A 24,915-nucleotide genomic window follows, 5' to 3' on the forward strand; every position below is an offset into this window, starting at 1 on the left:
GAAGTCAATACAAAGCGAGGATGATAATGAAAATCAGGATAGCCACCTTAGCGCTTGTTACGGCTGGAATCGCGCTGGCAGGCAGCGTCAACGCTAAAACGCTGGTCTACTGTTCGGAGGGATCGCCGGAGAACTTTAACCCTCAGCTCTATACCTCGGGAACCAGCGTCGACGCCAGCGCAGTGCCGGTTTTTAACCGTCTGGTCGACTTCACGCCAGGCACCACCGATCTGGTACCGAGCCTGGCGGAAAGCTGGGAGATCAGCCCGGATGGCACCGTCTACACCTTCCATCTGCGTAAAAACGTGAAGTTTCAGAGCAACAAACAGTTCCGCCCCAGCCGCGACTTCAACGCCGACGATGTGATCTTCTCGTTTATGCGCCAGATGGACCCGAAAAATCCCTATCACGCTGTCTCTGGTGGCACCTACTCTAACTTCGAAAGTCTGGAACTAACCACCCTGATCAAAAGCATCGACCGGGTGGATGATCATACGGTGCGCTTTACGCTTTCCCATCCTGAAGCGCCGTTCCTGGCCGATCTGGCCTGGTATTTCGCCTCGATTCACTCAGCCGAATATGCCGATGCCATGCTGAAAGCGGGGACGCCGGAAAAGGTCGATATGAACCCGATCGGCACCGGCCCGTTTGAACTGGTGCAGTACCAGAAAGATTCCCGCATCCTCTACAAAGCCTTCCCGGACTACTGGCAGGGCAAGGCGAAGCTCGACCGGCTGGTGTTCAGCATCACGCCGGACGCCTCAGTGCGCTATGCCAAACTGGAGAAGAACGAGTGTCAGGTGATGCCATTCCCCAATCCGGCCGATCTGGAGAAAATGCGCGCCAACCCTGACATTCGCCTGGAGCAGGAAGCGGGGCTGAACACCGGCTTCCTGGCGTTTAACACCACCAAAGCGCCAACCGACAACGTTAAAGTCCGCCAGGCGCTGGCGATGGCGATCAACAAGCCGGCGATCATCGAGGCGATTTTTAAAGGCACCGGCACGGTGGCGAAAAACATCCTGCCACCGGGGGTCTGGAGCGCCGCCAAAGATCTGAAAGATTACGACTACGATCCGGAGCAGGCGAAAGCCCTGTTGCAGCAGGCTGGCGTGAAACCCGGCACCGAAATTGCGCTCTGGGCGATGCCGGTGCAGCGGCCCTATAACCCGAATGCCCGCCGGATGGCGGAGATGATTCAGGCGGACTGGGCCAACGTTGGCATCAAAGCCACTATCGTCAGCTATGAGTGGGGCGAATACCTGAAGCGGGTGCGCAGCGGCGAGCATCAGGCGGCGCTGATGGGCTGGACAACGGCCACCGGTGATCCCGATAACTTCTTTGGCCCGCTTTACAGTTGCACCTCCGCGCAGGGCGGATCGAACTCCTCAAAATGGTGCTATCAGCCGTTTGAGACGTTAATCACCGAGGCGCGCGCCGAACCGGATCAGGCCAGACGCACCGCACTCTACCTGCAGGCGCAGCAGATCATGCATGACCAGATGCCCGCGGTGATGATCGCGCACTCCACCATCTTCGAACCGGTTCGAAAATCGGTCAGCGGCTATCAGGTCGACCCGTTCGGCAAGCACATCTTCTATCAGATTGATATCAAACAATAAGCAACGGAAACCCACTTTCGGGTGGGTCTCTGCCTGTTCACGCAGGTCAGGGGTGACCTGGCGGAATGCCACAGGGGACAGGCTCAGGACAACGTTCCATGCCCCTGAGCCAGCTCCATCCTCCCGCTTTCCACCATCAGCCCGGTTATCTGCGGCGCCTTATCCCATCCTGACCTGTTCATCCATCTCCGTCAGCCGCTGCTGCAGAAACTGCAGGAACAGCGTCAGCGCCGCATTGCGCTGGCGACCCGATACCGTCTGCAGCTGCAGCGTGCGCTGACTTAGCTGATCTACGCCCATCGACTGCAGCACCAGATTCTGCGTTTCCCGCTCAAACAGCAGGGTGAATGCGCTGCAGATGGTGACGGCCTGCGGCGTGTGCAGCAGAAAGTGGTAAAGGGCGGCGAAATAGTCGCAGGTCAGCACCGGCTCGACCACGCAGTCGTTCATCTGGCAGGAGAGGTCAAACAGCTGCCGCACCGTAGTGTGCTGGCCCGGCAGCGCCAGCGGCCAGCGGTGGAGGTCGGCCAGCGTCACCTGACGGGACGCCAGCGGATGTGACTGATGCATCGCCAGTAACACCGGCGCAGGCCATGAGCCGAGCACCTCAACGCTGCGCTCCGGCTGCAGGCTGAACTGCAGCGCCACATCGCACTCGCCCGCCCGGACGCACGCCGCCACGCCCTGAGCGTGCGTCACGTTCAGCGCAAACAACGCGCCCGGATAACGCTGCCGGAATTCGGCCAGCAGGCCGGGCAGCAGGCTGAACGCCATGCCATCGGTGCAGGCAATGCGGATCAGACTACGCCGTACCGCTTTCAGCCCTTTGATTTCCGCCAGCGCATACGCCATATCACGCTGACTTTTGCGAACGTGATGCGCAAAAAGCTCTCCCGCCTCGGTCAGCACCATGCCGCGAGCATGACGCCGGAACAGCGGGGCACCGACCTGCGCCTCCAGGCGCTGAATCTGACGGCTGATGGCCGACACCGCAACAAAGAGTTGCTCGCTGGCGGCGCTCAGAGAGCCGCATTCAGTGACCGCCAGAAAGTAGCGGATCTCGTTGCTTAACATCGTGCCTCCGGCTGAACGCCTCATTACAGGGCAGGGATGCTTTGCTTAAAAAGCAAAGCAGACTCGATAAATTGATAATTGTGGCAAAGGAGGAAGTTTGTCAAAGATAAAGCACGATAAAAAAAACAGGAAGGGCAAACATGACCGAGCAACAGGCCGTCGATCAGGCCATGCACTATTTCGACACCGGGGCGTTCCGGCAGCTGCTGGCACGCCGGATAGCCTGCGTCACCGAAAGTCAGCACGCCAGCCGAAAGGCGGCGCTGACGCACTATCTGGAGCAGGAGATCGGGCCGCAGCTGGCGGCGATGGGCTTCACGCTGCATCCGTTTGAGAATCCGCAGCCCGGCAGCCCGCCGTTTCTGATTGCCACCCGCATCGAAGATCCCGCTAAGCCCACGCTGCTCTGCTACGGCCACGGCGACGTCGTGTTCGGTGACGATGAGAACTGGCGCGAAGGATTATCACCCTGGCAGCTTACCGAAGAGGGCGATCGGCTCTACGGTCGTGGCAGCGCGGACAACAAAGGTCAGCACTGCATCAATTTTGCGGCGCTGGAGCAGGTGTGGCAGGCGCGCGGCGGCACGCTGGGCTTTAACTGCAAAATTCTGTTTGAAATGGGCGAAGAGATCAGTTCGCCAGGGCTGGCGGCCATCTGCCAGCAGCAGCAGGCGCTGCTGAAGGCGGATCTCTTTATCGCCTCTGACGGCCCGCGACTCAACGCGCTGCGGCCAACGCTGTTTCTGGGGTCACGCGGGGCGGCCAACTTCCGGCTGACGATTCGGGCGCGTGACAACGCCTATCACTCCGGCAACTGGGGTGGACTGCTAAGTAATCCCGGCACCCAGCTGGCAAACGCGCTGGCCTGCCTGGTGAACGCGCAGGGCGTATTGCAGGTTGCCGCGCTGAAGCCGGACTCTCTGACCGACGCGGTGCGCGCCATTCTGCGCGATATCGAACCCGGCGGGATGCCGGGCGATCCGGCGCTGGCCAGAGGCTGGGGCGAACCGGGCCTGACGGCGGCCGAGCGTCTCTATGGCTGGAACACCCTGGAGGTGCTGGCCTTCGAAACCGGTAATCCGGCCCGGCCGATGAATGCGATTCCCGGCAGCGCCACGGCGGTGTGTCAGCTGCGTTTTGTGGTCGGCACCGACTGGCAGAACCTGGTGCAGCACGTTGAACAGCATCTGCGGCAGCATGGGTTCGACAACGTCAGCGTGGAGTTTATGCGCGGCTCACCGGCCACCCGGCTCGATCCGCAGGATCCACTGGTGGCCTGGACGCTGGATATTCTGGCCCGCAGCAGCGGTAAGAAACCGGCGCTGTTGCCGAATCTGGGCGGCTCACTTCCCAACGAGGTCTTCGCTGATATCCTCGGCCTGCCGACGCTCTGGGTGCCGCACTCCTATCCGGCCTGCGGTCAGCACGGGGTGAATGAACATCTGCTTACCGGGATCGCCCGCGAGGGACTGGCGATCATGACCCGGCTGTTCTGGCAACTGGGTGAAGAGGGCGAAACGCTGATAACGCGCCACCAGCAGTGGCGGAGGGAGGCGCGATGAACAGTCAGATGCAAGCCGCTTCACCGGTAAAACCGCACCTGCACAAAACCCTGTTCGCGACCTGTATCGGCAATGCGCTGGAGTGGTTCGACATTGCGGTGTACGGTTTTTTCGCCAGCTACATCGCGCACGTCTTCTTTCCGGTCAGCGATCCCTCGGTGTCGCTGCTACTGACCTTTGGCAGCTTTGGCATCTCCTTTCTCATTCGTCCGCTGGGGGCGATTGTACTGGGCAACTATGCCGATCGCTGTGGCCGCAAAAAGGCGCTGCTGCTGTCCATTAACCTGATGATGCTGGGCGGGGCAATCATTACCTTTATGCCGGGTTACGCCACCCTGGGTCTGGCGGCTCCGCTGCTGATTCTGCTGGCGCGACTGATTCAGGGCTTTTCAGCCGGTGGCGAGTTTGGCAGCTCCACCGCCTTTCTGGTGGAACACTTCCCGGAGCGGAAAGCCTTTATTGCCAGCTGGCAGTTTGCGACCCAGGGAGCCAGCACCCTGATGGCATCCGCTTTCGGGCTGGGGCTGACCCACTGGCTGAGCGAAAGCGAGATTCAGGCGTGGGGCTGGCGCATCCCGTTTGCTTTCGGACTGCTGATTGGACCTCTGGGGATCTACATTCGTCGTCATGTTCAGGAGCCAGCCAGCTTTGCCACCCAGGAAAAGGAAGCCGCGCCGCTGAAGACGCTGTTTGGCCAGCAGAAGGCGTTAATAACCCTGGCGATTGGCGTGATGGTCATCTCGACCGCCGTGAACTATATGCTTAATTATATCCCGACCTACGCCACCCGGACGCTGCACCTGCCGGGGTCGGTGGCCTTCACCGCAACGCTGGTGGCGGGGATTATCCTGACCGTGGTGACGCCGCTGATGGGATTATGGGCGGAGCGGATCGGTCGGTTGCCACTGATGTGGGGATCGCTGCTGTTACTGATGATCACCATCTATCCCGCCTTCCGGGGCATGGTCAGTCATACCACACCCACCACGCTTATCCTGCTGGTGGCCTGGATGGCGCTGCTGAAGTCGGTCTACTTCTCCACGGTGCCCTCGGTGATGGCCGATCTCTTTCCGGCGACCACCCGCGCCAGCGGCATGGCGATCAGCTACAACGTGGCCGTAACGGTCTTTGGTGGCTTTGCGCCGCTGATCTGCAGTATGCTGATTACCGCGACCGGCAGCAGCCTGGCGCCAGGCTACTACCTGATGGCGGTGGCGGTACTGAGCGGCCTCGCGCTGCTGCGCTGCCGTCAGCGAATGGCCTGACCGCGCCCGGAACCGCCTGGCGCATACCTGCACAGGCGGTCTGGTCGCAAAGCCACCATACTTTGCTGCGATTGCGCACCGCATTTCAGGGGGCGCAATCGCCTGTTGCGCGGTGGCAGGCGTCTGAAAATGCCGGCGGTTTCGCTACACGTTAAGCCGGTATGCGGCTGACGGGGTCAGCGTGAAATCACGCCTGCGCTTACCTGAACTGCAGATAGGCAACATGGGTCTGCAGATACTCCTCCAGGCCATGTTTTCCATCCGCACCGCCAACCCCCGATTTCCGCCATCCGGCATGAAAGCCCTGCATCGCCTCGAAGTTTTCGCGGTTTACATAGGTTTCACCGAATTTCAGCTTTTGCAGCGCGATCATCGTGGTATTGAGATCCCGCGTGTAGATTGAGGAGGTCAGCCCATATTCGCAGTCGTTAGCCAGAGCAATCGCCTCCTCCAGGGTGGTGAATTTCATGACCGGCAGGACCGGGCCAAAGATCTCCTCCTGCATGATGGCCATCTCCTGGCGTACGTCGGTCAGTAACGTAGGCTCAAAGAAGAAACCTCTCTCTCCGGCACGTCGGCCGCCCACGACCACTTTTGCGCCGTCAGCGACCGCCTCCGCCACTTTCTGCTCCACCCGATCCCGTGCGGCAGCCGTAATCAGCGGCCCCATATCGATATCGCTGCGTTCAGCCGGGTCGCCAAAGGAGACCTGCTGAAACGCCGTGGTCAGCGCCTGAATAAAGCGGTCGTAAATGCCCACCTGCACATAGACGCGCTCTGCGCAGTTACAGACCTGACCACTGTTGATCATCCGCGAAGCGGTAATCGCCCGCACCGCCAGTTCGGGATCGGCATCATCCATCACGATGGCGGGGGCCTTGCCGCCCAGCTCCAGCGAAACTTTAGTGACATTTTTCGCGGCAGCCTGCATGGTTGCGATACCCGCGCCGACGCTGCCGGTCAGACTCACCAGCCCGACGCCAGGGTTAGCCGCCAGCTCCTGTCCCACTTCCGGCCCCAGCCCATAGACCATATTGATGACACCCGCGGGCAGTCCAAGCCTGTGGATGATCCCGGCAAACAGCGCGGCGTTATTGGGTGTCAGCTCGCTGGGCTTAATCACGATGGTGTTGCCGGTAATCAGGGCCGGTGCCGCTTTGCGGGCGATCAGGAAGAAGGGGAAGTTCCACGGCAGAATCCCGGTGGTGACGCCGATGGCCTTTTTAAAAAGGAAGATGTTCTCGTTGGGGCGATCGCTGTTGATGATCTCGCCCTCATAGCGCCGCGCCCACTCTGCCATATAGTCCAGATAGTCGGCGGTGAACAGCACTTCGGTCTTCGCGAGGCTCTGTGTTTTTCCCCCTTCCGCGATGATGGTGGCGGTAAGTTCCGGTTCGGCCTCGCGTATGGCGCTGGCAATCTTATGCAGCCAGCTGCCACGCTCGATCGCGGGCAGCGCTTCCCAGCCTGGCTGCGCAGCGGCGGCGGCGCGGATGGCGCGGCTGGCATCCTCACGACTGCCCTGAGGAATGCGTGACAGCAGTGCCTCGGTAGCCGGATTCGTCACCTCGATCCACTGGTTACCCTGATGAGCGACAAATTCGCCATTAATATAATGTTGATGATGAGTAGTCATTTGTTGGCCTCTTCGCTATCGATATGTTGCAGTAATGTGATAGCAGGGTGAGGCAGATTGGCCGGAACGACCTTTTGCTGGTTGCCAGCCACTGGGGGCGTCTGGCAGCCAGTCGCAAAACCCGGTGAGTTCTGCGGCAAAATCGCCAATCTGTTATAGATTTAAAGAAGTGAAACAGGCAGAAAAGGGGGCATCATGGCTAACGGATGGGCATCAGAAGGGGCGGTTCAGGAGCAGATCGACAGCACCGTCAACGACGGCATTGAGCGCGTCAGGCAGGCGATCGGTCAGGGTGAGAGCGCGACCGAATGTGAATGCTGCGGCGAACCGATCCCGGAAGCGCGTCGTCAGGCGCTGAAAGGGGTGCGCTACTGCGTCTCCTGTCAGGAGAAGATCGATAAACAGCAGCAGACCAGCAGTTTATATAATCGTCGCGGCAGTAAAGACAGCCAGCTGCGCTGAGGCTCAGGAGCCTGGCATCGCCAGGCCGCTGCCGATAAACCACGCCAGAAAGCTCACGCCCGCCACGATGATGGCGATGGGAAACAGAATCCCTATTCTCATTTTCTACCTGCTGCAAACCGCGATTGAGGAAGGCGCGATCTTATCATGAGATCTGCAGCAGTGCGCGGTGGGTTTTCAGCAGGGTAAAGAGCTGGAACTGCGTGGCATCATGCTCCTCGCGCAGCACATCGCCCTTTCTGTAGAGAATATGATGGATGTGGCCGAGCTGTCGCCAGACCACAATCGCCGAGGCAATCAGCGCGCAGTGCTGCTCCACCTGCAGGCACTCCAGGGTCGCGTAATGTGTATCATCCAGCTGATTAACGAATACGTTTATCGCCTCTGCGGGCAGTATCGCCCGGAGGTCATCCAGCATGACCTGGCTCACCGACCGCGAAAGAATCACGGTTAACCACTTCGTTGTCATTCCAATCCCTGATCCCGCTGAGTTTGCCCCCGTTTATACGACCTTGCCTGCCAGAAAGAAAGGCTTCTTTGCGTCTCTGCCATCCGGCACGGGAAGCTGGCAGTCAGCACGAAATTGTGCTGCGCAACACAGCATAATCGTGAAAAACACTGAATAATAAGCGACTTACCTGTCTGCCCCTCCGGTTAACTGACAACGGCGAAACTGTGATCCTTAACGTTAATAATGGGTAAATATTGCCACGCCTCAGTGGCTTCCGGCACTTATCCAAAGGCTGAGAAATTCCTGCTGAACGTAGACTGCGTGCTGAGCGGAAGCAGCAGCTTTCCGACAGGCCTTAACCTAACCGGGGAATAACAATGAACAGTGCCATCATCGCGGGTATCTTCTGGCATTTCGTCGGAGCCGCCAGCGCCGCATGTTTCTACGCGCCTTTTAAGCAGGTAAAAAAATGGTCATGGGAAACCATGTGGTCGGTAGGTGGCCTGATGTCCTGGCTGATCCTGCCGTGGGCGGTGAGTGCCGTATTACTGCCAGATTTTATGGCCTACTACCGCAGTTTCACGCTGTCACAACTGATGCCGGTCTTTCTGTTTGGCGCCATGTGGGGCATCGGCAATATTAACTACGGCCTGACCATGCGCTATCTCGGCATGTCGATGGGGATCGGCATCGCCATCGGGATTACCCTGGTGGTCGGCACGCTGATGACGCCGCTGTTGCAGGGACGCTTTGGTGAGCTTTTCGCCTCGTCAGGAGGCCGCTTAACCCTGCTGGGCGTGCTGGTCGCGCTGGCTGGCGTTGCGATTGTCTCCCGCGCCGGGCTGTTAAAGGAGCGGGCGCTGGGAATTAACGCCGAAGAGTTTAATCTCCGGAAAGGTCTGCTGCTGGCGGTAATGTGCGGCATCTTTTCAGCCGGTATGTCCTTTGCCATGGATGCCGCGAAACCGATGCATCAGGCTGCCGCGGCTCTGGGTATCGATCCGCTCTATGTTGCCTTACCCAGCTACGTCGTCATCATGGGCGGCGGTGCGCTGGTTAATCTGGGCTTCTGCTTCTGGCGGCTGGCTACCCGCGCTGAACTGTCGCTGCGCAGCGATCTGTCGGTCGCGAAGCCGCTGCTGGTCGCTAACATCGCCTTTGCCGTGCTCGGTGGCACCATGTGGTATCTGCAGTTCTTCTTCTACGCCTGGGGACACGCCAGAATTCCGGCGCAGTACGATTATGTGAGCTGGATGCTGCACATGAGCCTCTACGTGCTGTGTGGCGGCCTGGTGGGTCTGGTGATGAAGGAGTGGAAATCTGCCGGGCGTCGTCCGGTGAGTGTGCTTTCGATCGGCTGCGTGGTGATTATCATCGCCGCCAATATTGTGGGGCTGGGCATGGCGGCCTGATCGGGCATGGCGATGCACCGGGTAACGAAAGGGCCTGCTTAGCAGGCCCTTTTTACTCAGACGCTGAACTTTTCTGCGCCTGGCGTGGCGCAATAAAACGCTGACGCCAGGCGCTGGGCGTCAGGCCGGTGTCGCGGGTAAACACCACTGAAAAGTAGTTACTGTCATCAAAGCCGCAGCGGGCGGCGACCTCACTAATCAGACAGTCCTGAGTGCGCAGCAGATATTTCGCCTGGCAGAGCTGCAGCTGACGCAGGTAATGGCCGATGGTCATGCCGGTCTGCTGACGAAAAAGCTGCTTCAGCGCCCGTTCGCTGAGCTGGTTCTGCTGGCAGAACGCCGCCAGATCGAAGGGGCGGGCAATCGCGCCCTGGAGTGCAGACATCAGCAGATCGAGCTGCTCACCCTCCGGCAATGCCCAGGGGCGATCGGCGGCATAGCCGTGGCGGCGCAGGATCAGCGCCAGTTGTAAAAACAGCGCTTCAGTGAGCTGTACCGACAGCGAGTCGCTTTTGCGGCTCTCACGCTCCAGCTGGCCGATCACGCCACGCGCCAGCGCCATGCCCCGGGTGGTCAGACGCCAGCTGCCGGGCGCATCCGGCCCCGGCTGCGGCAGCAGCTGATGCCAGTCGAGCGCCAGGCCAAAACGATCCTGGCAGTAGAGGATATTATCCAGCACCAGATTGTTGACGCTGTCATAGCTGTGGCAGTCACTGTCACGGATATAGAAGACGTCGCCGCAGGTGATCAGCCACGGGCGATCGTTGAGAACGTGCAGGCCGTTGCCGCGCCAGACGATAACGATCTCACTGAACTCGTGCCGGTGCGGCGGGAAAGAGGGCTGGGGCATCCTTTCGGCAATCGCGACCGGCAGGCTGGGCGCGGGAAAATAGTCATCACGACTGAGGATCAAAGCCATTCCGGGTTCCTTACACCATCTGCTGACGCTCCGTTCGCGGTGCGCAACCAAATTCGCGCCTGAACAGGGTAGAGAAGTGATTACTGTCGCCAAAACCACACTGGAAGGCGATATCGGTAATGCGCATATCGCTGTGACGCAGCAGGTGACGGGCCTGTAACAGCCGCAGACGGTTCAGGTAGCGCTGCGGCGTACTGCCGGTCTGCTGCTTCATCTGCCGGTGCAGCGTGCGCAGCGACAGGGAGAAGCGATCGGCCACCTCATCCCAGACGATCTCATCACTGTAGTGGTCGCCCAGCCAGTCGAGCAGGCGGTGCAGCCGCGCCTCCTGGTCCTGACGCTGGCCGTCAATACAGGCCTCACGCAGCAGCACCAGCAGCTGCAAAAAGAGCTGCTCCTGGCGTGCCTGCTTCTCCAGCGACCAGGCATCATCCTGCTGCATCTGCGCCGCCACGTTCAGCGCCTGCGCCATCACTTTATGGTTGAGACGCCAGTGAGGCCGGTATTGCTCCTCCTGATCGCAGGGCAGCAGAGCCTGCAGCCCGGAGAGAAAACGAAACGCACCGGGGCTGCGATAAAGCACATTGGTCAGGCACAGGTTATCGGTCTGCTCATAAAGATGCCGGTCGTGGTCGCGGACAAAACAGACGCATCCGGCGCAGAGCGTCTGTGGCTGACCATTAAACACATGAATGCCGGAACCCTGCTCAACCAGCACGATCTCATAAAAATCATGATGATGCTCCGGAAAGGCCGTCTGGGGGATGCGGGGTTCTATCGCTATCGCGTAGTCGCCCTCCGGAAAGAAATCCGCACTGTGCAAAATGGTCATGATCGGCTCCCGCTGGTTAACAAAACTTTAACGCAGTCTAATCAGGACCCGCTTACCTTACCTTGAATTTTCAGCCGTGCTCAGCAGGAATCGTGCTGATTTTTCAAGATATCCCCGGGAGTTAACAGATTTGCGGCAGGGGTCACATCCTCCTGCATGTGGCCTCTGTGATCTCCCTCACGAAGTTCTTTGCAGGTCTGCCAGCGCACTTCTGCCGCTGGCACTCCGGGGAAGGTCTTCATCCGGCCAGATTTTTACTCTTTGACCACTTAATCACAGGGAAACACCGCCATGACCCGAAGAAACATTGTTGCTATCGACCTCGGTGCATCCAGCGGTCGCGTCATGCTCGCCGGATGGGATCCCGCAGAGCGTCAGCTCAGGCTGCGTGAGGTGCGGCGCTTTAAAAATCAGCGTCAGCGTTGTGCCGGTTATGACTGCTGGGATCTGGCGAGGCTGGAACAGGAGATACGCGCCGGGCTGGCGCAACTGGATGACGAGGGGATCGTGCCTGACAGTATCGGGATCGACACCTGGGGCGTTGATATGGTGCTGCTGGATGCAGAGGGCGAACGGGTGGGCGAAGCGGTCAGCTATCGCGATGCACGTACCCACGGGCTGATGGAGCAGGCTGAAGTGGCGCTGAGCCGCAGCGCCATCTATGCCCGGACCGGGATTCAGTTTCTGCCGTTTAATACGCTCTATCAGATGCGCGCCCTGCATCAGCAGCAGCCCGACTGGCAGGCGCGGGTGGCTCACGCGCTGATGATCCCCGACTATCTCCACTACCGTCTGACCGGCAACCTGAACTGGGAGTACACCAACGCCACCACCACGCAGATGCTCAATATTCACACCGGCGAGTGGGATCGTGATCTGCTGGCCTGGGCGGGCGCAGAGCCGCACTGGTTCAGGCAACCGCAGGCACCCGGCAACACCGTCGGCCACTGGCTCAACCGTACCGGAATGGCGGTGCCGGTGATCGCTGTCGCCACCCACGATACCGCCAGCGCCGTGCTGGCGACACCGCTGATGCAGGAGGATGCGGCCTATCTCAGCTCCGGCACCTGGTCGCTGATGGGCTTTGAAAGCCTGCAGCCCTATGCCTGCGAAGCCGCGCTGCGCGCCAACATCACCAATGAGGGTGGCGCGGAGGGGTATCGCGTGCTGAAAAACATCATGGGGCTGTGGCTGCTGCAGCGTATCTGTGCCGAACTGCAGATTGAGGATCTCGGCACGCTGATCGACGAGACGGCCCGTCAGCCTGCCTGTGTTTCGCTCATCAGCCCCAACGCGGATCGCTTCATCAATCCCGGCAGCATGGTCGGAGAGATCCAGAACGCCTGCGCAGAGCAGGGGATGCCGGTGCCGCAATCGGCTGCGGCCCTGGCGCGCTGCATCTTCGACAGCCTGGCGCTGCTCTACCGTGAGGTGATGCTGGAGCTGGCCGCGCTGCGTGGCAAGCCTTTCACTCAGCTGCATGTGGTCGGTGGCGGCAGTCAGAACCGCTTCCTGAATCAGCTCTGCGCCGATGCCTGCCAGATCCCGGTTCTGGCCGGGCCGGTTGAAGCCTCGACGCTGGGCAACGTTGGCGGTCAGCTGATTGCGCTGGGTGAACTGACCGACGTGGCCGATTTTCGCAGCGCCGTAACCCGTAATTTCCCGCTTGAAACCTTCGACCCGCAACCGAACAGCGTTTTCCGCGCCAGTCAGGCGCGCTTCGCGACGCTGAGTCAACCCGCTAAGGAACCCGCTTATGACTAAGCAGATTGAACAGGCTTTTGAACTGGCTAAACAACGCTACGCCGACAGTGGGGTGGATGCTGAACAGGCGCTTCGCCAGCTGGACAGGATTCCGGTCTCTATGCACTGCTGGCAGGGCGATGATGTCCGGGGATTTGAAAATCCGCAGGCCACCTTAACCGGCGGCATTCAGGCGACCGGCAATTACCCTGGCCGGGCACGCAATGCCAGCGAACTCCGCAGCGATATCGACAAGGCGATGTCTCTGATCCCGGGGATGAAGCGCCTGAACCTGCACGCGCTCTATCTGGAAAGCGACAGACCGGTCGCGCGGGATGCGATCGAACCCGCGCATTTTGCTAACTGGGTGGCCTGGGCCAGAGAGCGTCAGCTGGGGCTGGATTTCAACCCCAGCTGCTTCTCGCACCCGCTGAGCGCCGACGGCTTTACGCTGTCGCACGCCGATAAGGGTGTGCGTCAGTTCTGGATCGACCACTGCAAGGCGAGCCGTCGTATCTCCGCTTCGTTTGGTGAGCAGCTCGGTACGCCCTCCGTGATGAATATCTGGGTGCCAGACGGTATGAAAGATATCACTGTGGATCGGCTGGCACCGCGTCAGCGTCTGCTGAGCGCCCTGGATGAGGTGATTTCGGAGAAACTCAACCCGCAGCACCATATCGATGCGGTCGAGAGCAAGCTGTTCGGCATTGGCGCAGAGAGCTACACCGTCGGTTCCAATGAGTTTTACCTGGGGTACGCCGCCAGCCGCCAGACGGCGCTCTGCCTGGACGCCGGTCACTTCCATCCCACCGAAGTGATCTCCGACAAAATCTCGGCGGCCATGCTCTACGTGCCGCGCCTGCTGCTGCATGTCAGCCGTCCGGTACGCTGGGACAGCGACCATGTGGTGCTGCTGGATGATGAAACCCAGGCGATCGCCAGTGAGATTGTCCGTCATCAGCTGTTCGATAAGGTGCATATCGGGCTCGACTTCTTCGACGCCTCAATCAACCGCATCGCCGCCTGGGTGATCGGCACACGCAACACCCAGAAAGCGCTGCTGCGCGCCCTGCTGGAGCCGACCAGCCGTCTGCGCCAGGCCGAGAACAGCGGCGACTACACCGCCCGGCTGGCGCTGCTGGAAGAGCAGAAATCCCTGCCGTGGCAGGCGGTCTGGGAGGCGTGGTGCCTGCGGCATGACGTCCCGGCGGATGCCAGCTGGTTAGGCGATGTCCGCCATTATGAACAACAGATCTTGAGCCAACGTTAAGGATTTCACTATGCAAAGCATTCTTTCTTCCGGGTTTGTTAAAGGAATGGTTAAAGCGACCAGCGATATGTGGCTGAAGGGCTGGGATGAACGAAACGGCGGCAACGTCAGCCTGCGACTGCGCGAGGAGGAGGTTCGCCCCTTTGCCGCTGACTTTTACCCGTCGCCGCGCTGCGTGGAGCTGAGCCAGCCCGCACCGGCGCTGGCAAATGAGTGGTTTCTGGTCACCGGCTCGGGGAAATTCATGCGGAACGTCCAGCTTGACCCGGCGGATTGCCTGGCGCTGCTGCAGGTCGATGACAAAGGGCTTTCGTTTAAAATTCACTGGGGATTGTCGAACGGCGGGTTGCCGACCTCGGAGCTGGCGTCACACTTTCAGTCTCACGCGGTGCGCAAAGCGGTCAGCGGGGGCGCGGATCGGGTGATCATGCACTGTCACGCCACCAACTTCATGGCCCTGAGCTATGTCGTTGCGCTCGATTCTGCCCGGCTGACGCGGCTGCTCTGGGAGGGCAGCACCGAATGTCTGGTGGTCTTCCCGGATGGCGTTGGTGTACTGCCGTGGATGGTGCCGGGCACCGATGAGATTGGCACGGCGACCGCCGCGCAGATGCAGTCACATACCCTGGTGATGTGGCCGTTCCACGGTATCTTCGGCACCGGTCCGACGCTGGATGAAGCTTTTGGTCTCATCGATACGGCGGAGAAATCGTCTGAAGTGATCGTGAAAGTGCTGTCGATGGGCGGCATCCGGCAGAGCATCACCACCGAACAGCTGGTTGCCCTGGGCCAGCGCTTTGGCGTCACGCCGTGGCAACCGGCACTGGATGTGGGGCCAGCCAATGCTGCGTAAAGCCTTTGTGATGCAGGTGAAGCCTGACTGTCATGCGGAGTATGAGCGCCGTCACGCACCGATCTGGCCTGAGCTGGCCGCGACCCTGAAAGCGCATGGCGCACATAACTACGCCATCTGGCTGGACGCCGGGCGAAACCTGCTGTTTGCCAGCGTGGAGATCGAGTCAGAAGCGCGCTGGAACGCGGTGGCGCAGACGGAGGTCTGCCAGCGCTGGTGGGCCTCAATGAAGGATCTGATGCCGTCGAATGCCGACAACAGTCCGGTCAGCCAGCCGTTAAAACCGGTATTCTTCCTGAGCTGAAAATAAGAAGGGCGGCCATGCCGCCCTGATTCCTCACGCTCTGGCCCGGCACACACCCGTCAGGGTTGGCCACATCGCCATTAACGTTTCTATAATGCTCTCCAGATCCTCACGCTCTGCGCCTTCACGCGCCCGCACCGACATCCCCTGCAGCAGACAGCCCAGATAGCGGGAGAGCGCAGCAATATTGACCGATTCCCGCAGTTCTCCGCGTTGCTGGCGCGCCAGCAGGAACTCACTCAGTCCCTGCTCCTGCAACTGATGCTGCTGTTGCAGCATCGTGGCAATCTCGGTGGACGCCGCCGACAGCGCGGAAGAGGTGCAGATAAAGAAGCAGCCGCCAGGTGAATCGCGCTCGGTGAAACAGGCTGCGGTGGCGCGGAAATAGGCTTCAATAGCCCGTTCCACCGCCAGCTGGTCATCGGCTAACGCCGCCTGACGCTCTGCGCTGAACTTCTCTATGTAGCGATCCATAGCCGCACGAAACAATCCCTCTTTATTCACAAACTCGGCGTAGAGCGTGGGCGCTTTTGCGCCGGTTGCCGCCACCAGGTCAGCCAGAGAGGTTCCTTCATAGCCGTGGGTCCAGAACAGAGTCAGTGCTTTATCGAGAGCGGCATCGCGGTCGAACACTTTGGGCCGGCCACGGCATTTCTTTACATCGCAATCCTGAACCTGGCTCATACATCCTCACTTGTTCTGAAACAGAGTATTAAATTACCGATCATTATAAAAATCTGCAAGGCCCGCAGAAAGTGAGCGTGACAGCGGTTGCCATTTTGTGCGTTCGCACCCCGTTTTCGCCCCTGAGGTTAAGTCAGAAAAGGGCCTGAAGCCCATAATCACGCTGCTTCGCGAATAAAATAACGCTCATTAAATAAATATTGACGACCGGCAGCGGCAGGATCTATCATTTATTTAACGGTCGTTAATTAAATAGCGGCAACCTGTTTCAGACCCAATGAACTGACTAACTCAAGAGAGATTATTATGAACACTATCAAAACGACTCTGGCGGCACTGGCACTGACTACCCTGACTTTTGGCGCTTCAGCCGCCGATCTCGTCACAAGCGAACCTGCCAGTCAGCAGCCTGTTGGCACCATCGCGGTTCAGGGTGGCAGCAACCTGAGCTCGGTTGAAGCACAGCTGAGTGCGAAAGCAGATGAAGCTGGCGCAAAATCGTTCCGTATCACCTCAACCAGCGGCCAGAACAAGCTGCACGGCACTGCGGTGATCTACCAGTAAGGAAGCGTTTTCCGCCGATAAGCGCGTTGAAAATCAGAGTGCAGGCATCATGAAAAGAATCATGATTGTTATGGCGGCGGCGCTGCTGAGCGGCTTCTCTTTTGCCAGCGTTGCCGCGCAGCAGGTCAGTACGATCCCGCTGGATCAGCAGAAAACAGGCGTAATCAGCGCAACAGGCAGCACCAGCCTGACGTCGCTGGAGCAGCAGTTGTCAGAAAAGGCCAGCGATGCCGGAGCAAAGTCTTTCCGCATCACTTCGACCTCTGGCAGCAACAACCTTCATGGCACCGCCATTCTCTATAAATAAGTGTCAGTCACGGATTGTAGTGAACAGGCTTCAGATAACCCGCGTATCTGAAGCCTTTTTTATGCGTGCAGCGGGATTCAGCCGTTGCTGCGCAGCTGCGGATAACGGCGGAAGATCCAGACACACCAGAGCAGGGCGACCAGACCGATCATCCCGCCGACATTGCCGACCTCAGCCATGCCCAGATGCAGGCTGACCTGATTGCCCAGCAGCGCACCCGCGCCGATACCGATGTTGTAGATGCCGGACATCAGCGACATCGCCACATCCGTGGCATCCGGCGCCAGCGAGAGAACCCGCACCTGCATCGCCAGACCGATCATCATCATCGCCATCCCCCAGACAATGCAGAGCGTTGAAATGGCGGCAGGGCGAATGGCCGCAAAAATCAGCAGTCCCATGCAGAGGGTAATCAGCGCGATTGCGGCGATCAGCAGCGCAGAGGGGAATTTATTGCCCAGCGTGCTGAACAGAATACTGCCGACAATGCCCGCAGAGCCAAACAGCAGCAGTAGCAGAGTGGTGAAGTTGCCACTGGATTGCGCCACGTTCTGCATAAAGGGTTCGATATAGCTGTAGGCGGTGTAATGCGCGGTGACAACCAGCGTCACCAGCAGATACATGCTGACCAGCGCCGGGCGACGAAACAGCATCGGCACGCTGCTAAGGGAACCGGTGTGTTCGCTGGGCAGGCGCGGCAGGATACGCACCAGCATAATCATCAGCACCAGCGCCGACAGACCAATCGCGCCAAAGGTGGTGCGCCAGCCCAGATACTGACCCACCACGCGGCCAATCGGCACACCCAGCACCATCGCCAGGGCCGTACCGGTCGCCAGCATACTGAGCGCCTGCGTCTTCTTACCGGCTGGCGCTACACGAATCGCCAGTGAGGCGGTAATCGACCAGAACACGGCGTGCGACAGGGCGATACCCACCCTGGAGACCATCAGCGACCAGAAATCCCAGGCGACGGTAGAGAGCGCATGGCTGATGACAAAGACGGCGAAGAGCACGCCCAGCAGCAGCCGTCGCTCGACGTTGCGGGTCAGCAGCATCAGCGGCAGGGAGAGCAGGGCAACGACCCAGGCGTAGATCGTCAGCATAATCCCGACATCCGCCGTCTGCATGGAGAAGTCTGCCGCGATATCGGACAGCAGGCCAACCGGCACAAATTCGGTGGTATTAAAAACAAACGCGGCGATGGCCAGCAGGACGACGCGAAGCCAGGCCGTTTTACGTGAAACAGTTGTTGGTTGCATTAAGGTGTCAAATCAGTCAGTACGGCGGGTAAGGATGGGGCAGACCATCCCGCGAAAGTGACTTGTGTCACAAATTACTGAACATTGTAGTGAATAAAGCGGGAAGAGGAACCCTGAAACGCATTTTTAATACGGAAATTTTCGCATCCTCAGCGGTGAGGCGGGATAGCTGCCCGGTGCCTTACGGCCGTCGCGCGTCGCCACCTTCCGCCTCTCTGACTAGCGGGAAAAGGGCGTGTGCTTCAGGGCCACGCTTTGCTGACCGTCCGGTGCGTCATGATGGTTAAGCGGGCAACAGTTCTCACAGCCAATGGCACCCGCATAATATTTTTTTGCCTGCAGGATGGCGGCGTTCACATGGTAAAAACTGCCCAGAAACAGTCTGTTATCCATGTCCGGCAGCCAGGGGCAACCCGCCGCATGCACCACATGGTTATTGTTATATCCCGATTGTTTATTGACGTAATAGTAGAGGGCCACAGGCGTTCCTTGTTGCCGTGAAAAGGCAAAGCAGACGAATTATTTCAATACGAACGATTATAGCGGGAAATGCACGCGTTGTGGTGAGCGGATTGGCAGGATAGGGTCGGGACAGGATACCGCCAGACCCGGTACAAAGCCGGGTTCCGGCGGGATTCGTCAGAGTTTTTTGCTGTGCAGCCGCCAGGCGACCAGCAGCGCCAGGATCAACAGGAAACTGATAAACAGCGTTATGCCACGCCAGCCATACTCATGCCAGAAGAAGCCGCCCAGCGTACCCGCCACACTGGAACCGGCGTAGTAACTGAACAGATAGAGCGAGGAGGCCTGGCCCCTGGCCCGGCGCGCGCGCGGGCCAATCCAGCCGCTGGCCACGGCATGCGCGGCAAAGAAACCGGCGGTGAACAGCATCATGCCAGGCAGAATCAGCCAGAGAGCGTTAAAGGCGGTGATCAGCAGGCCCAGCAGCATCATCGCGGTGGCACCCAGCATCACCGGCCCGCGTCCCAGGCGGCTGGTCAGCGCCCCCGCTTTGGGTGAACTCCAGGATCCGGTCAGGTAGACCACTGACAACAGTCCTACAACCGCCTGACTGAGATGCCAGGGGGCCTCCAGCAGACGGTAGCCGATATAGTTAAACAGCGTGACGAAGGCCCCCATCAGCAGGAATCCTTCGGCAAACAGCCAGGGCAGGCCGGGATCGCGCCAGTGCAGCCGGAAGTTAATCATCAGGTTACGCGGACGCAGCGGGATGGGGCGAAAATGGCGCGAGGCAGGGAGGATCTTCCAGAACATCAGCGCCGACGCCAGTGAGAAGCAGCCGATAACCGCCACGGCAATCCGCCAGGTGAACAGGTCGGTCAGCACCCCGCTCAGCAGACGGCCGCTCATCCCGCCGATCGAGTTCCCGCTGATATAGAGGCCCATCGAAAAGGCGACGACCCGCACATCCATCTCTTCGCTCAGGTAGGTCATACCCACCGCCGCGACGCCGCTGAGCGACAGCCCCATCAGCGCCCGCATCAGCAGAATGCCGTGCCAGCTGGTCATCGTGGCCGAGAGCAGGGTGCAGAGCGCCGCCAGCATCAGGGCGGTGACCATCACCGATTTGCGGCCAATCGCATCCGAGAGCGGTCCGGTGACCAGCAGCCCCAGCGCCATCAGCCCGGTGGAGATCGAGAGCGACACACTGCTGGCCGCGGGCGAAACGCCAAACTGCTGCGACAGAACCGGCAGGATTGGCTGAACACAGTAGAGCAGGGCAAACGTGGCCAGTCCGGCAGAGAACAGCGCCAGCGTCACGCGCATAAACTGGGGCGTACCCCGGCGGATATAACCTGAAGCCGCAGTGGTCGCAGGCGCACCTGGCGCCGCGTCGTCATCTGCCGTGGCCTGAATTGAGCGACTCACACATCTTCCTTAAAGTCAGAAAACTGTCGTCAGCTTAGGAAAGCGGCATCATGATGTCTAATATATTAATAATCTCAAATAAGACGTTTAAGATATGAATATCGAACTGCGGCATCTGCGCTACTTTGTGGCGGTGGCAGAAGAGCTCCATTTCGGGCGGGCGGCGCAGCGGCTCAATATCTCTCAGCCCCCGCTCAGTCAGCAGATCATCCAGCTGGAGGCGGAAACCGGCGCCAGGCTTTTTCATCGCACTAACCGCAGCGTGCAGCTTACGGCGGCGGGTGCGCAGCTGCTGAGCGATGCCCGGACGATTCTGTTGCAGGTTGAGCAGGCCGCCGACCGCGCCGCCCGACTGCACCGTGGCGAAGAGGGAGAGCTGCGCATTGGATTTACCTCCTCCGCACCCTTTACCGCAGCGGTCTCTGACGCCCTCTACCGTTTCCGGCAGCAGTGGCCGCAGGTGCACATCCAGATGCAGGAGATCAACACCCGCCAGCAGCTGGCGCCCTTGCTGGATGGACGGCTCGATCTCGGCGTGATGCGCAACACGTCGCTGCCCGCTGGACTGCATCATCAGTTACTGCTGAGTGAGCCGCTGTGTGCTGTGGTACACAAGGCGCATCCGCTGGCCAGCGCAGAGCGCATCTCGGTGTCGGCCCTGGCCACTGAGCCCTTTGTCTTTTTTGATCCGCAGGGGGGCACCGCGCTCTATAGCGACATTCTGGCGCTGCTGCACCGTTATCACATTAAGCCCTATATCACCCAGGAGGTGGGCGAGGCGATGACGATTCTGGGGCTGGTGGCGACCGGTCTGGGCGTCTCCATACTGCCCGCCTCCTTTCGCCGGGCGCGGCTGAGTGACCTGGTCTGGCTGCCCTTAACGGAAGAGGATGCGATTTCTGAACTCTGGCTGGTCTGGTCAGCCGCCCGCGAGAAGAGTGCACAGATGGAGAACATGATGGCGCTGCTGCAGACAAAGCGGTGATGAAACCCCCGCCACATCTCATCATTCTGTGCGATAAATCACATATTTAATCAAATATTTGACGCTGTTGCCTGATCTGCATCACCATGGCGCATCTTTATTTAGAAGCGCGAAAATAACCGGGAGCAGGGTTGTGAATCCGGACAGTCAACCTGGCCACATTGACCAGATCAAGCAGACCAATGCAGGCGTCGTTTATCGATTAATTGACCTTCACGGTCCCATTTCGCGCATCGAACTCTCCCGCCGCGCCCAGCTCGCCCCGGCCAGCATTACCAAAATTGTGCGGGAAATGCTGGATGCCCATCTGGTTCAGGAGACCGAATTTCAGGAGCCGGGCAGTCGCGGTCGCCCGGCGATTGGCCTGATTCTGGACACTGACGCCTGGCACTATCTGGCGATCCGCCTGCATCGCGGCGCCATGACCTTTACGTTGCGCGATCTCAGCAGCCGTGCGCTGGCAGAAGAGAGCCTGCCGCTGCCGGATGAGTCTGCGCAGCCGCTGCTGAACGCGCTGATTGAACAGGTCGATGCCTTCTTTATCCGCCACCAGAGGAAGCTGGAGCGTCTGACGGCTATTGCCATCACGCTGCCCGGACTGATAAATGCCGCGTCCGGCGTGGTGCACCGGCTGCCGGGTTATCAGGTGCGTGATATGCCGCTGGGCGATGCGCTGGCGTCGCGTACCGGGCTGCCGGTCTTTGTGCAGCATGATATTTCAGCCTGGACGCTGGCAGAGTCGCTGTCTGGCGCGTCACGCGGCGCGCAGGATGTTATCCAGATCGTGATTGATGAAACGGTGGGGGCTGGCGTGATCAGCGGCGGTCAGCTGCTGCATAAAAGCGGCAGGGCGCTGGTCGAGATTGGACATACGCAGATTGATCCCTACGGTCAGCAGTGCTACTGCGGGAATCATGGTTGCCTTGAAACCGTAGCCAGCACCGGCAGCCTGCTGGCGCTGGCGGCCCAGCGTCTGCCTGCGCAGCCTGACAGCCTGCTCAATGCGCAGCCGCTGACGCTGCAGTCACTGTGTGCAGCCGCCCAGTCAGGCGATCGCCTGGCGCGCGACACCATCGCCAGCGTAGGACATCACGTTGGCCGGATCCTGGCAATGATGGTCAACATCTTTAATCCACAACATATTCTTATCGGTTCTCCCCTTAACGCGGCTGCCGATGTGCTGTTTCCGGCGGTGCGTAACACCATCCTGCAGCAGTCACTGCCTGCCTACAGCGCGACGATCCAGCTGGCACCCACGGAATTCAGCGAGCCGGGAACGCTGGGCGCAGCGGCGCTGATCAAAGATGCGCTCTACAGCGGTCATCTGTTAGTGAAACTGTTGCAAGGTTAAGCGGGCTTAATCTTGCGCTAACGCAATCTGTTCTCATCCTCCATTCTTTAGAATGCCGGTTCGCAACAAGGTTAATCACCGATTAACCGCAACGGTCCAAAAGGAGAAGTGGAGTGAACAGACTGTTTGTTACCGGCACCGACACCGCAGTGGGTAAAACGGTAGTGTCACGCGCCCTGTTACAGAGTTTTATCCGCCACAGGCTGAGCGCCGTCGGCTACAAGCCTGTCGCGCGAAGTGCGGCCAGCACCGCTGATGGCCTGCGCAATAAAGATGCCCAGGTGCTGCAGAGCGCCTCATCCCTGGATTTGCCCTATCAGGCCATTAACCCGCTGGTTTTTCAGGAGGAGGAGATCTGCACCCATCCCGGTCAGCACATCGATTATGGACTGCTGACCCGGGGACTCCTCAGCCTGTCGCAGCAGGCCGAACGGGTGGTGGTGGAGGGCACAGGCGGCTGGCGCAGTCTGATGAATGATGGCCGTCCGCTCTCCTGCTGGGTCGTGGAGCAGCAACTGCCGGTGGTGATGGTGGTCGGCATTCAGTCAGGCTGTATCAGTCATGCCCTGTTAACGGCAGAGGCGATAGCCCGGGATGGGCTGCCTTTGGTGGGCTGGGTCGCGAATCGCATCAACCCGGGGCTGGCCCACTACAGCGACATCATTGAGGTTCTGCGTGAAAAGATTGCCGCGCCGCGGCTGGGCGAGCTGCCTTACCTGCCGCGTGCCGAACAGCGTGATCTGACCCCCTATATTGATATTTCCCTGCTGGAGCAGAGCGATCTGCACGCTGTGAGTGCAAAGATCGCCTGATTATGAAACAAATCTCTTCATCTCAGTCAGCGATGAGCCTAAAGTTTCAGGCTTATCGCTGTCTTCCTTTGCTTAATTCCTCTTTTAAATCAATGCGCTAATCAGAATAGTGCGAGTTACTAGCGTCATGGCGCAGAAAATGCATTACCTCCACTTATCATCCAGAGGTGGAGCATCATTATGTCGCACTCGCACGAGCAAGGTTTGTTATACGGGCTGGATGCCCGCATTGGCCCCGTCCCGGCATTCATCGCCGCGCTGCAACATCTGCTGGCCAGCGTGGTCGGGATTATTACGCCGCCCCTGATCATCGGCTCAGTGCTGGGGCTACAGGCCTATACACCCTATTTGATCAGCATGTCGCTGTTTGTCTCTGGTCTGGGCACTTTTTTACAGTCCCGGCGTATCGGGGGCATCGGCGCCGGGATGATCTGTCTGCAGGGCACCAGCTTCGCCTTTCTGGGGGTGATTCTGTCCGGCGGACTGATGGTGAAAGGCCGTGGCGGTTCACCGGAAGAGATTATGGCGATGCTGTTTGGCTGTAACCTGGTGGCGGCGCTGATCCCGATTCTGATCAGCCGCTGCGTCGGTTCGCTGCGCAACGTGCTGACGCCGGTCGTGACCGGCACGGTAATCACCCTGATTGGCATCAGCCTGATCAAAGTCAGCATCACCGACTGGGCGGGCGGCCATAACGCCGCCGATTTTGGATCGCCCGGCAACCTGGCGCTGGGGGCGCTGACGCTGCTGGTGATCGTGGCGCTGAACCGTGCGCGTAACCGCTGGGCGCGGCTGGTGGCGGTGGTGGCCGGTATCGCGGCAGGGTGCGTGGCGGCGGCCTTAACCGGGCACCTGCCACTGAAGATGATAACGCCGGAGCACGGGATCGTGCTGCCGGCCCTGTTCCGGTTTGGGTTTGCCTTCGACTGGACGATTTTCCTGCCCATCGCCCTGGTCGCCGTCATTGCGGTGATCGAGGCCGTGGGCGATCTCACCGCCAACTGCCTGATCTCGCAACAGCCGATTACTGGCAAGCCGTTTCAGCAGCGGCTGCAGGGCGGCATCGTCGCCGACGGCCTGAGTTGCGTGCTGGCTGCGGTGTTCTCCGCTTTTCCCAACACCACTTTTGCTCAGAACAACGGCGTTATCCAGATGACCGGTGTCGCCAGTCGTTACGTGGGTATGCTGCTGGGGATTATGCTGGCGCTGCTGGGGCTTTTTCCCTTTATCGGCTCGCTGCTGCAGCAGATCCCGCCGCCGGTGCTGGGCGGTGCAACCATCGTGATGTTTGGCAGCGTGGTGGCCGCCGGTATCCGGGTGATGACGCAGCGGCCGCTGGGCCGCCGCGAGATGCTGATTGTGGCCATCGCCTTTGGTATCGGCCTGGGGGTAGAAGCGGTGCCGGAGGTACTGAAGCAGTTCCCGCCGCTGATTAACAGCCTGTTCGGCCATGCGGTGACGACCGGCGGCCTCCTGGCGATCGGGCTGAACCTGGTCCTGCCGGACGAAGGGCAGATGGCAGAAGCCGCTGAGGCGGAGAGGCTGACGGAGAGCTAAACTGCCTGACGATCCAGACAGGCAATGCAGAATTTCACGCGAAGGGCGCCATTATTGTTAGCAAAGCATAGCGGGCCAGGGATGGCGTCACCCAACAG

General features: G+C 59.7%; 25 protein-coding genes. 15 read left to right on the forward strand and 10 right to left on the reverse strand.

The window, feature by feature from the left end:
- Positions 1–26: 26 nt before the first annotated feature.
- Entirely contained in the window at positions 27–1,622 is a 1,596-nt protein-coding gene (locus tag ACNY69_RS09160; RefSeq protein WP_418798023.1) for an ABC transporter substrate-binding protein, read from the forward strand.
- A 159-nt stretch (positions 1,623–1,781) separates the two neighbouring features.
- On the opposite strand, the gene ACNY69_RS09165 is transcribed toward ACNY69_RS09160, so the two are convergent.
- Positions 1,782–2,696, reverse strand: coding sequence for a LysR family transcriptional regulator (locus ACNY69_RS09165; RefSeq protein ID WP_111141288.1), 915 nt, complete (start codon positions 2,694–2,696; stop codon positions 1,782–1,784).
- 140 nt (positions 2,697–2,836) lie between these two features.
- Here ACNY69_RS09165 and ACNY69_RS09170 point away from each other — a divergent pair, with 140 nt between their 5' ends.
- On the forward strand, positions 2,837–4,258 hold the full coding sequence (locus ACNY69_RS09170) for a M20 family metallopeptidase (RefSeq protein ID WP_418798025.1): 1,422 nt from the start codon (positions 2,837–2,839) through the stop codon (positions 4,256–4,258).
- Complete coding sequence (locus ACNY69_RS09175; RefSeq protein WP_418798027.1) at positions 4,255–5,523, forward strand: MFS transporter; 1,269 nt, start codon at positions 4,255–4,257, stop codon at positions 5,521–5,523. Before ACNY69_RS09170 ends, ACNY69_RS09175 begins: the two co-directional genes overlap by 4 nt.
- A gap of 199 nt (positions 5,524–5,722) precedes the next feature.
- On the opposite strand, the gene aldA is transcribed toward ACNY69_RS09175, so the two are convergent.
- Positions 5,723–7,159, reverse strand: a complete 1,437-nt coding sequence (gene aldA, locus ACNY69_RS09180; RefSeq protein ID WP_418798030.1) for an aldehyde dehydrogenase — start codon at positions 7,157–7,159, stop codon at positions 5,723–5,725.
- Between the two features lie 195 nt (positions 7,160–7,354).
- Between aldA and ACNY69_RS09185 the strand changes: the two genes are divergently transcribed.
- Positions 7,355–7,621 carry a DksA/TraR family C4-type zinc finger protein gene (locus tag ACNY69_RS09185; protein ID WP_111141284.1) on the forward strand — a complete coding sequence of 89 codons (267 nt, stop codon included), beginning with the start codon at positions 7,355–7,357 and terminating at the stop codon, positions 7,619–7,621.
- 3 nt (positions 7,622–7,624) lie between these two features.
- Here the strand turns inward: ACNY69_RS09185 and ACNY69_RS09190 are convergent, their stop codons facing one another.
- Both ACNY69_RS09190 and ACNY69_RS09195 read right to left on the reverse strand, forming a co-directional pair.
- Positions 7,625–7,723: a YoaK family small membrane protein gene (locus tag ACNY69_RS09190; protein ID WP_139805882.1), complete on the reverse strand. Its 99-nt coding sequence runs from the start codon at positions 7,721–7,723 to the stop codon at positions 7,625–7,627.
- A 43-nt stretch (positions 7,724–7,766) separates the two neighbouring features.
- Entirely contained in the window at positions 7,767–8,090 is a 324-nt protein-coding gene (locus tag ACNY69_RS09195) for a hypothetical protein (protein WP_293770109.1), read from the reverse strand.
- A 359-nt stretch (positions 8,091–8,449) separates the two neighbouring features.
- On the opposite strand from ACNY69_RS09195, the gene rhaT reads away from it, so the two are divergent.
- The gene (gene rhaT / locus ACNY69_RS09200) at positions 8,450–9,484 is read left to right on the forward strand and encodes an L-rhamnose/proton symporter RhaT (protein WP_111140545.1); all 1,035 of its coding nucleotides are present in this window, start codon (positions 8,450–8,452) and stop codon (positions 9,482–9,484) included.
- 52 nt (positions 9,485–9,536) lie between these two features.
- On the opposite strand, the gene rhaR is transcribed toward rhaT, so the two are convergent.
- Complete coding sequence (gene rhaR, locus ACNY69_RS09205) at positions 9,537–10,403, reverse strand: HTH-type transcriptional activator RhaR (protein WP_111140544.1); 867 nt, start codon at positions 10,401–10,403, stop codon at positions 9,537–9,539.
- A 10-nt stretch (positions 10,404–10,413) separates the two neighbouring features.
- Complete coding sequence (gene rhaS, locus ACNY69_RS09210; RefSeq protein ID WP_111140543.1) at positions 10,414–11,235, reverse strand: HTH-type transcriptional activator RhaS; 822 nt, start codon at positions 11,233–11,235, stop codon at positions 10,414–10,416.
- 291 nt (positions 11,236–11,526) lie between these two features.
- Here rhaS and rhaB point away from each other — a divergent pair, with 291 nt between their 5' ends.
- The 4 genes from rhaB to rhaM are packed head-to-tail and all read left to right on the forward strand — an operon-like array spanning position 11,527 to position 15,405.
- Positions 11,527–12,999, forward strand: a complete 1,473-nt coding sequence (gene rhaB / locus ACNY69_RS09215; RefSeq protein WP_367395502.1) for a rhamnulokinase — start codon at positions 11,527–11,529, stop codon at positions 12,997–12,999.
- On the forward strand, positions 12,992–14,248 hold the full coding sequence (locus ACNY69_RS09220) for an L-rhamnose isomerase (RefSeq protein ID WP_111140541.1): 1,257 nt from the start codon (positions 12,992–12,994) through the stop codon (positions 14,246–14,248). Before rhaB ends, ACNY69_RS09220 begins: the two co-directional genes overlap by 8 nt.
- 10 nt (positions 14,249–14,258) lie before the next feature.
- On the forward strand, positions 14,259–15,101 hold the full coding sequence (rhaD, locus tag ACNY69_RS09225; RefSeq protein WP_418798036.1) for a rhamnulose-1-phosphate aldolase: 843 nt from the start codon (positions 14,259–14,261) through the stop codon (positions 15,099–15,101).
- Positions 15,091–15,405, forward strand: coding sequence for an L-rhamnose mutarotase (gene rhaM / locus ACNY69_RS09230; RefSeq protein WP_111140539.1), 315 nt, complete (start codon positions 15,091–15,093; stop codon positions 15,403–15,405). The genes rhaD and rhaM overlap by 11 nt, the downstream gene beginning before the upstream one ends.
- 33 nt (positions 15,406–15,438) lie before the next feature.
- On the opposite strand, the gene ACNY69_RS09235 is transcribed toward rhaM, so the two are convergent.
- A complete protein-coding gene (locus ACNY69_RS09235; protein ID WP_367395501.1) occupies positions 15,439–16,089 on the reverse strand; it encodes a TetR/AcrR family transcriptional regulator in 651 nt (216 codons plus the stop codon).
- Positions 16,090–16,395: 306 nt separating this feature from the next.
- Between ACNY69_RS09235 and bhsA (ACNY69_RS09240) the strand changes: the two genes are divergently transcribed.
- Both bhsA (ACNY69_RS09240) and bhsA (ACNY69_RS09245) read left to right on the forward strand, forming a co-directional pair.
- Entirely contained in the window at positions 16,396–16,653 is a 258-nt protein-coding gene (gene bhsA, locus ACNY69_RS09240) for a multiple stress resistance protein BhsA (protein ID WP_111140537.1), read from the forward strand.
- A 49-nt stretch (positions 16,654–16,702) separates the two neighbouring features.
- Complete coding sequence (gene bhsA / locus ACNY69_RS09245) at positions 16,703–16,960, forward strand: multiple stress resistance protein BhsA (RefSeq protein ID WP_293770092.1); 258 nt, start codon at positions 16,703–16,705, stop codon at positions 16,958–16,960.
- A gap of 77 nt (positions 16,961–17,037) precedes the next feature.
- Here the strand turns inward: bhsA (ACNY69_RS09245) and ACNY69_RS09250 are convergent, their stop codons facing one another.
- From ACNY69_RS09250 to ACNY69_RS09260, 3 genes are all read right to left on the reverse strand, one after another.
- The gene (locus ACNY69_RS09250; protein WP_111140535.1) at positions 17,038–18,222 is read right to left on the reverse strand and encodes a sugar transporter; all 1,185 of its coding nucleotides are present in this window, start codon (positions 18,220–18,222) and stop codon (positions 17,038–17,040) included.
- A gap of 219 nt (positions 18,223–18,441) precedes the next feature.
- Entirely contained in the window at positions 18,442–18,702 is a 261-nt protein-coding gene (locus ACNY69_RS09255; RefSeq protein WP_111140534.1) for a hypothetical protein, read from the reverse strand.
- A 159-nt stretch (positions 18,703–18,861) separates the two neighbouring features.
- Positions 18,862–20,112, reverse strand: a complete 1,251-nt coding sequence (locus ACNY69_RS09260) for an MFS transporter (RefSeq protein ID WP_418798042.1) — start codon at positions 20,110–20,112, stop codon at positions 18,862–18,864.
- A 94-nt stretch (positions 20,113–20,206) separates the two neighbouring features.
- Between ACNY69_RS09260 and ACNY69_RS09265 the strand changes: the two genes are divergently transcribed.
- From ACNY69_RS09265 to ACNY69_RS09280, 4 genes are all read left to right on the forward strand, one after another.
- Positions 20,207–21,097, forward strand: coding sequence for a LysR family transcriptional regulator (locus ACNY69_RS09265; RefSeq protein ID WP_111140532.1), 891 nt, complete (start codon positions 20,207–20,209; stop codon positions 21,095–21,097).
- Positions 21,098–21,230: 133 nt separating this feature from the next.
- On the forward strand, positions 21,231–22,448 hold the full coding sequence (mlc, locus tag ACNY69_RS09270; RefSeq protein WP_111140531.1) for a sugar metabolism global transcriptional regulator Mlc: 1,218 nt from the start codon (positions 21,231–21,233) through the stop codon (positions 22,446–22,448).
- A 113-nt stretch (positions 22,449–22,561) separates the two neighbouring features.
- On the forward strand, positions 22,562–23,260 hold the full coding sequence (bioD, locus tag ACNY69_RS09275; RefSeq protein ID WP_111140530.1) for a dethiobiotin synthase: 699 nt from the start codon (positions 22,562–22,564) through the stop codon (positions 23,258–23,260).
- Positions 23,261–23,440: 180 nt separating this feature from the next.
- Complete coding sequence (locus ACNY69_RS09280; protein ID WP_111140529.1) at positions 23,441–24,817, forward strand: nucleobase:cation symporter-2 family protein; 1,377 nt, start codon at positions 23,441–23,443, stop codon at positions 24,815–24,817.
- The last annotated feature ends 98 nt before the right edge of the window (positions 24,818–24,915 follow it).

It is taken from the genome of Pantoea graminicola (assembly GCF_048452665.1).
Lineage (GTDB): Bacteria > Pseudomonadota > Gammaproteobacteria > Enterobacterales > Enterobacteriaceae > Pantoea.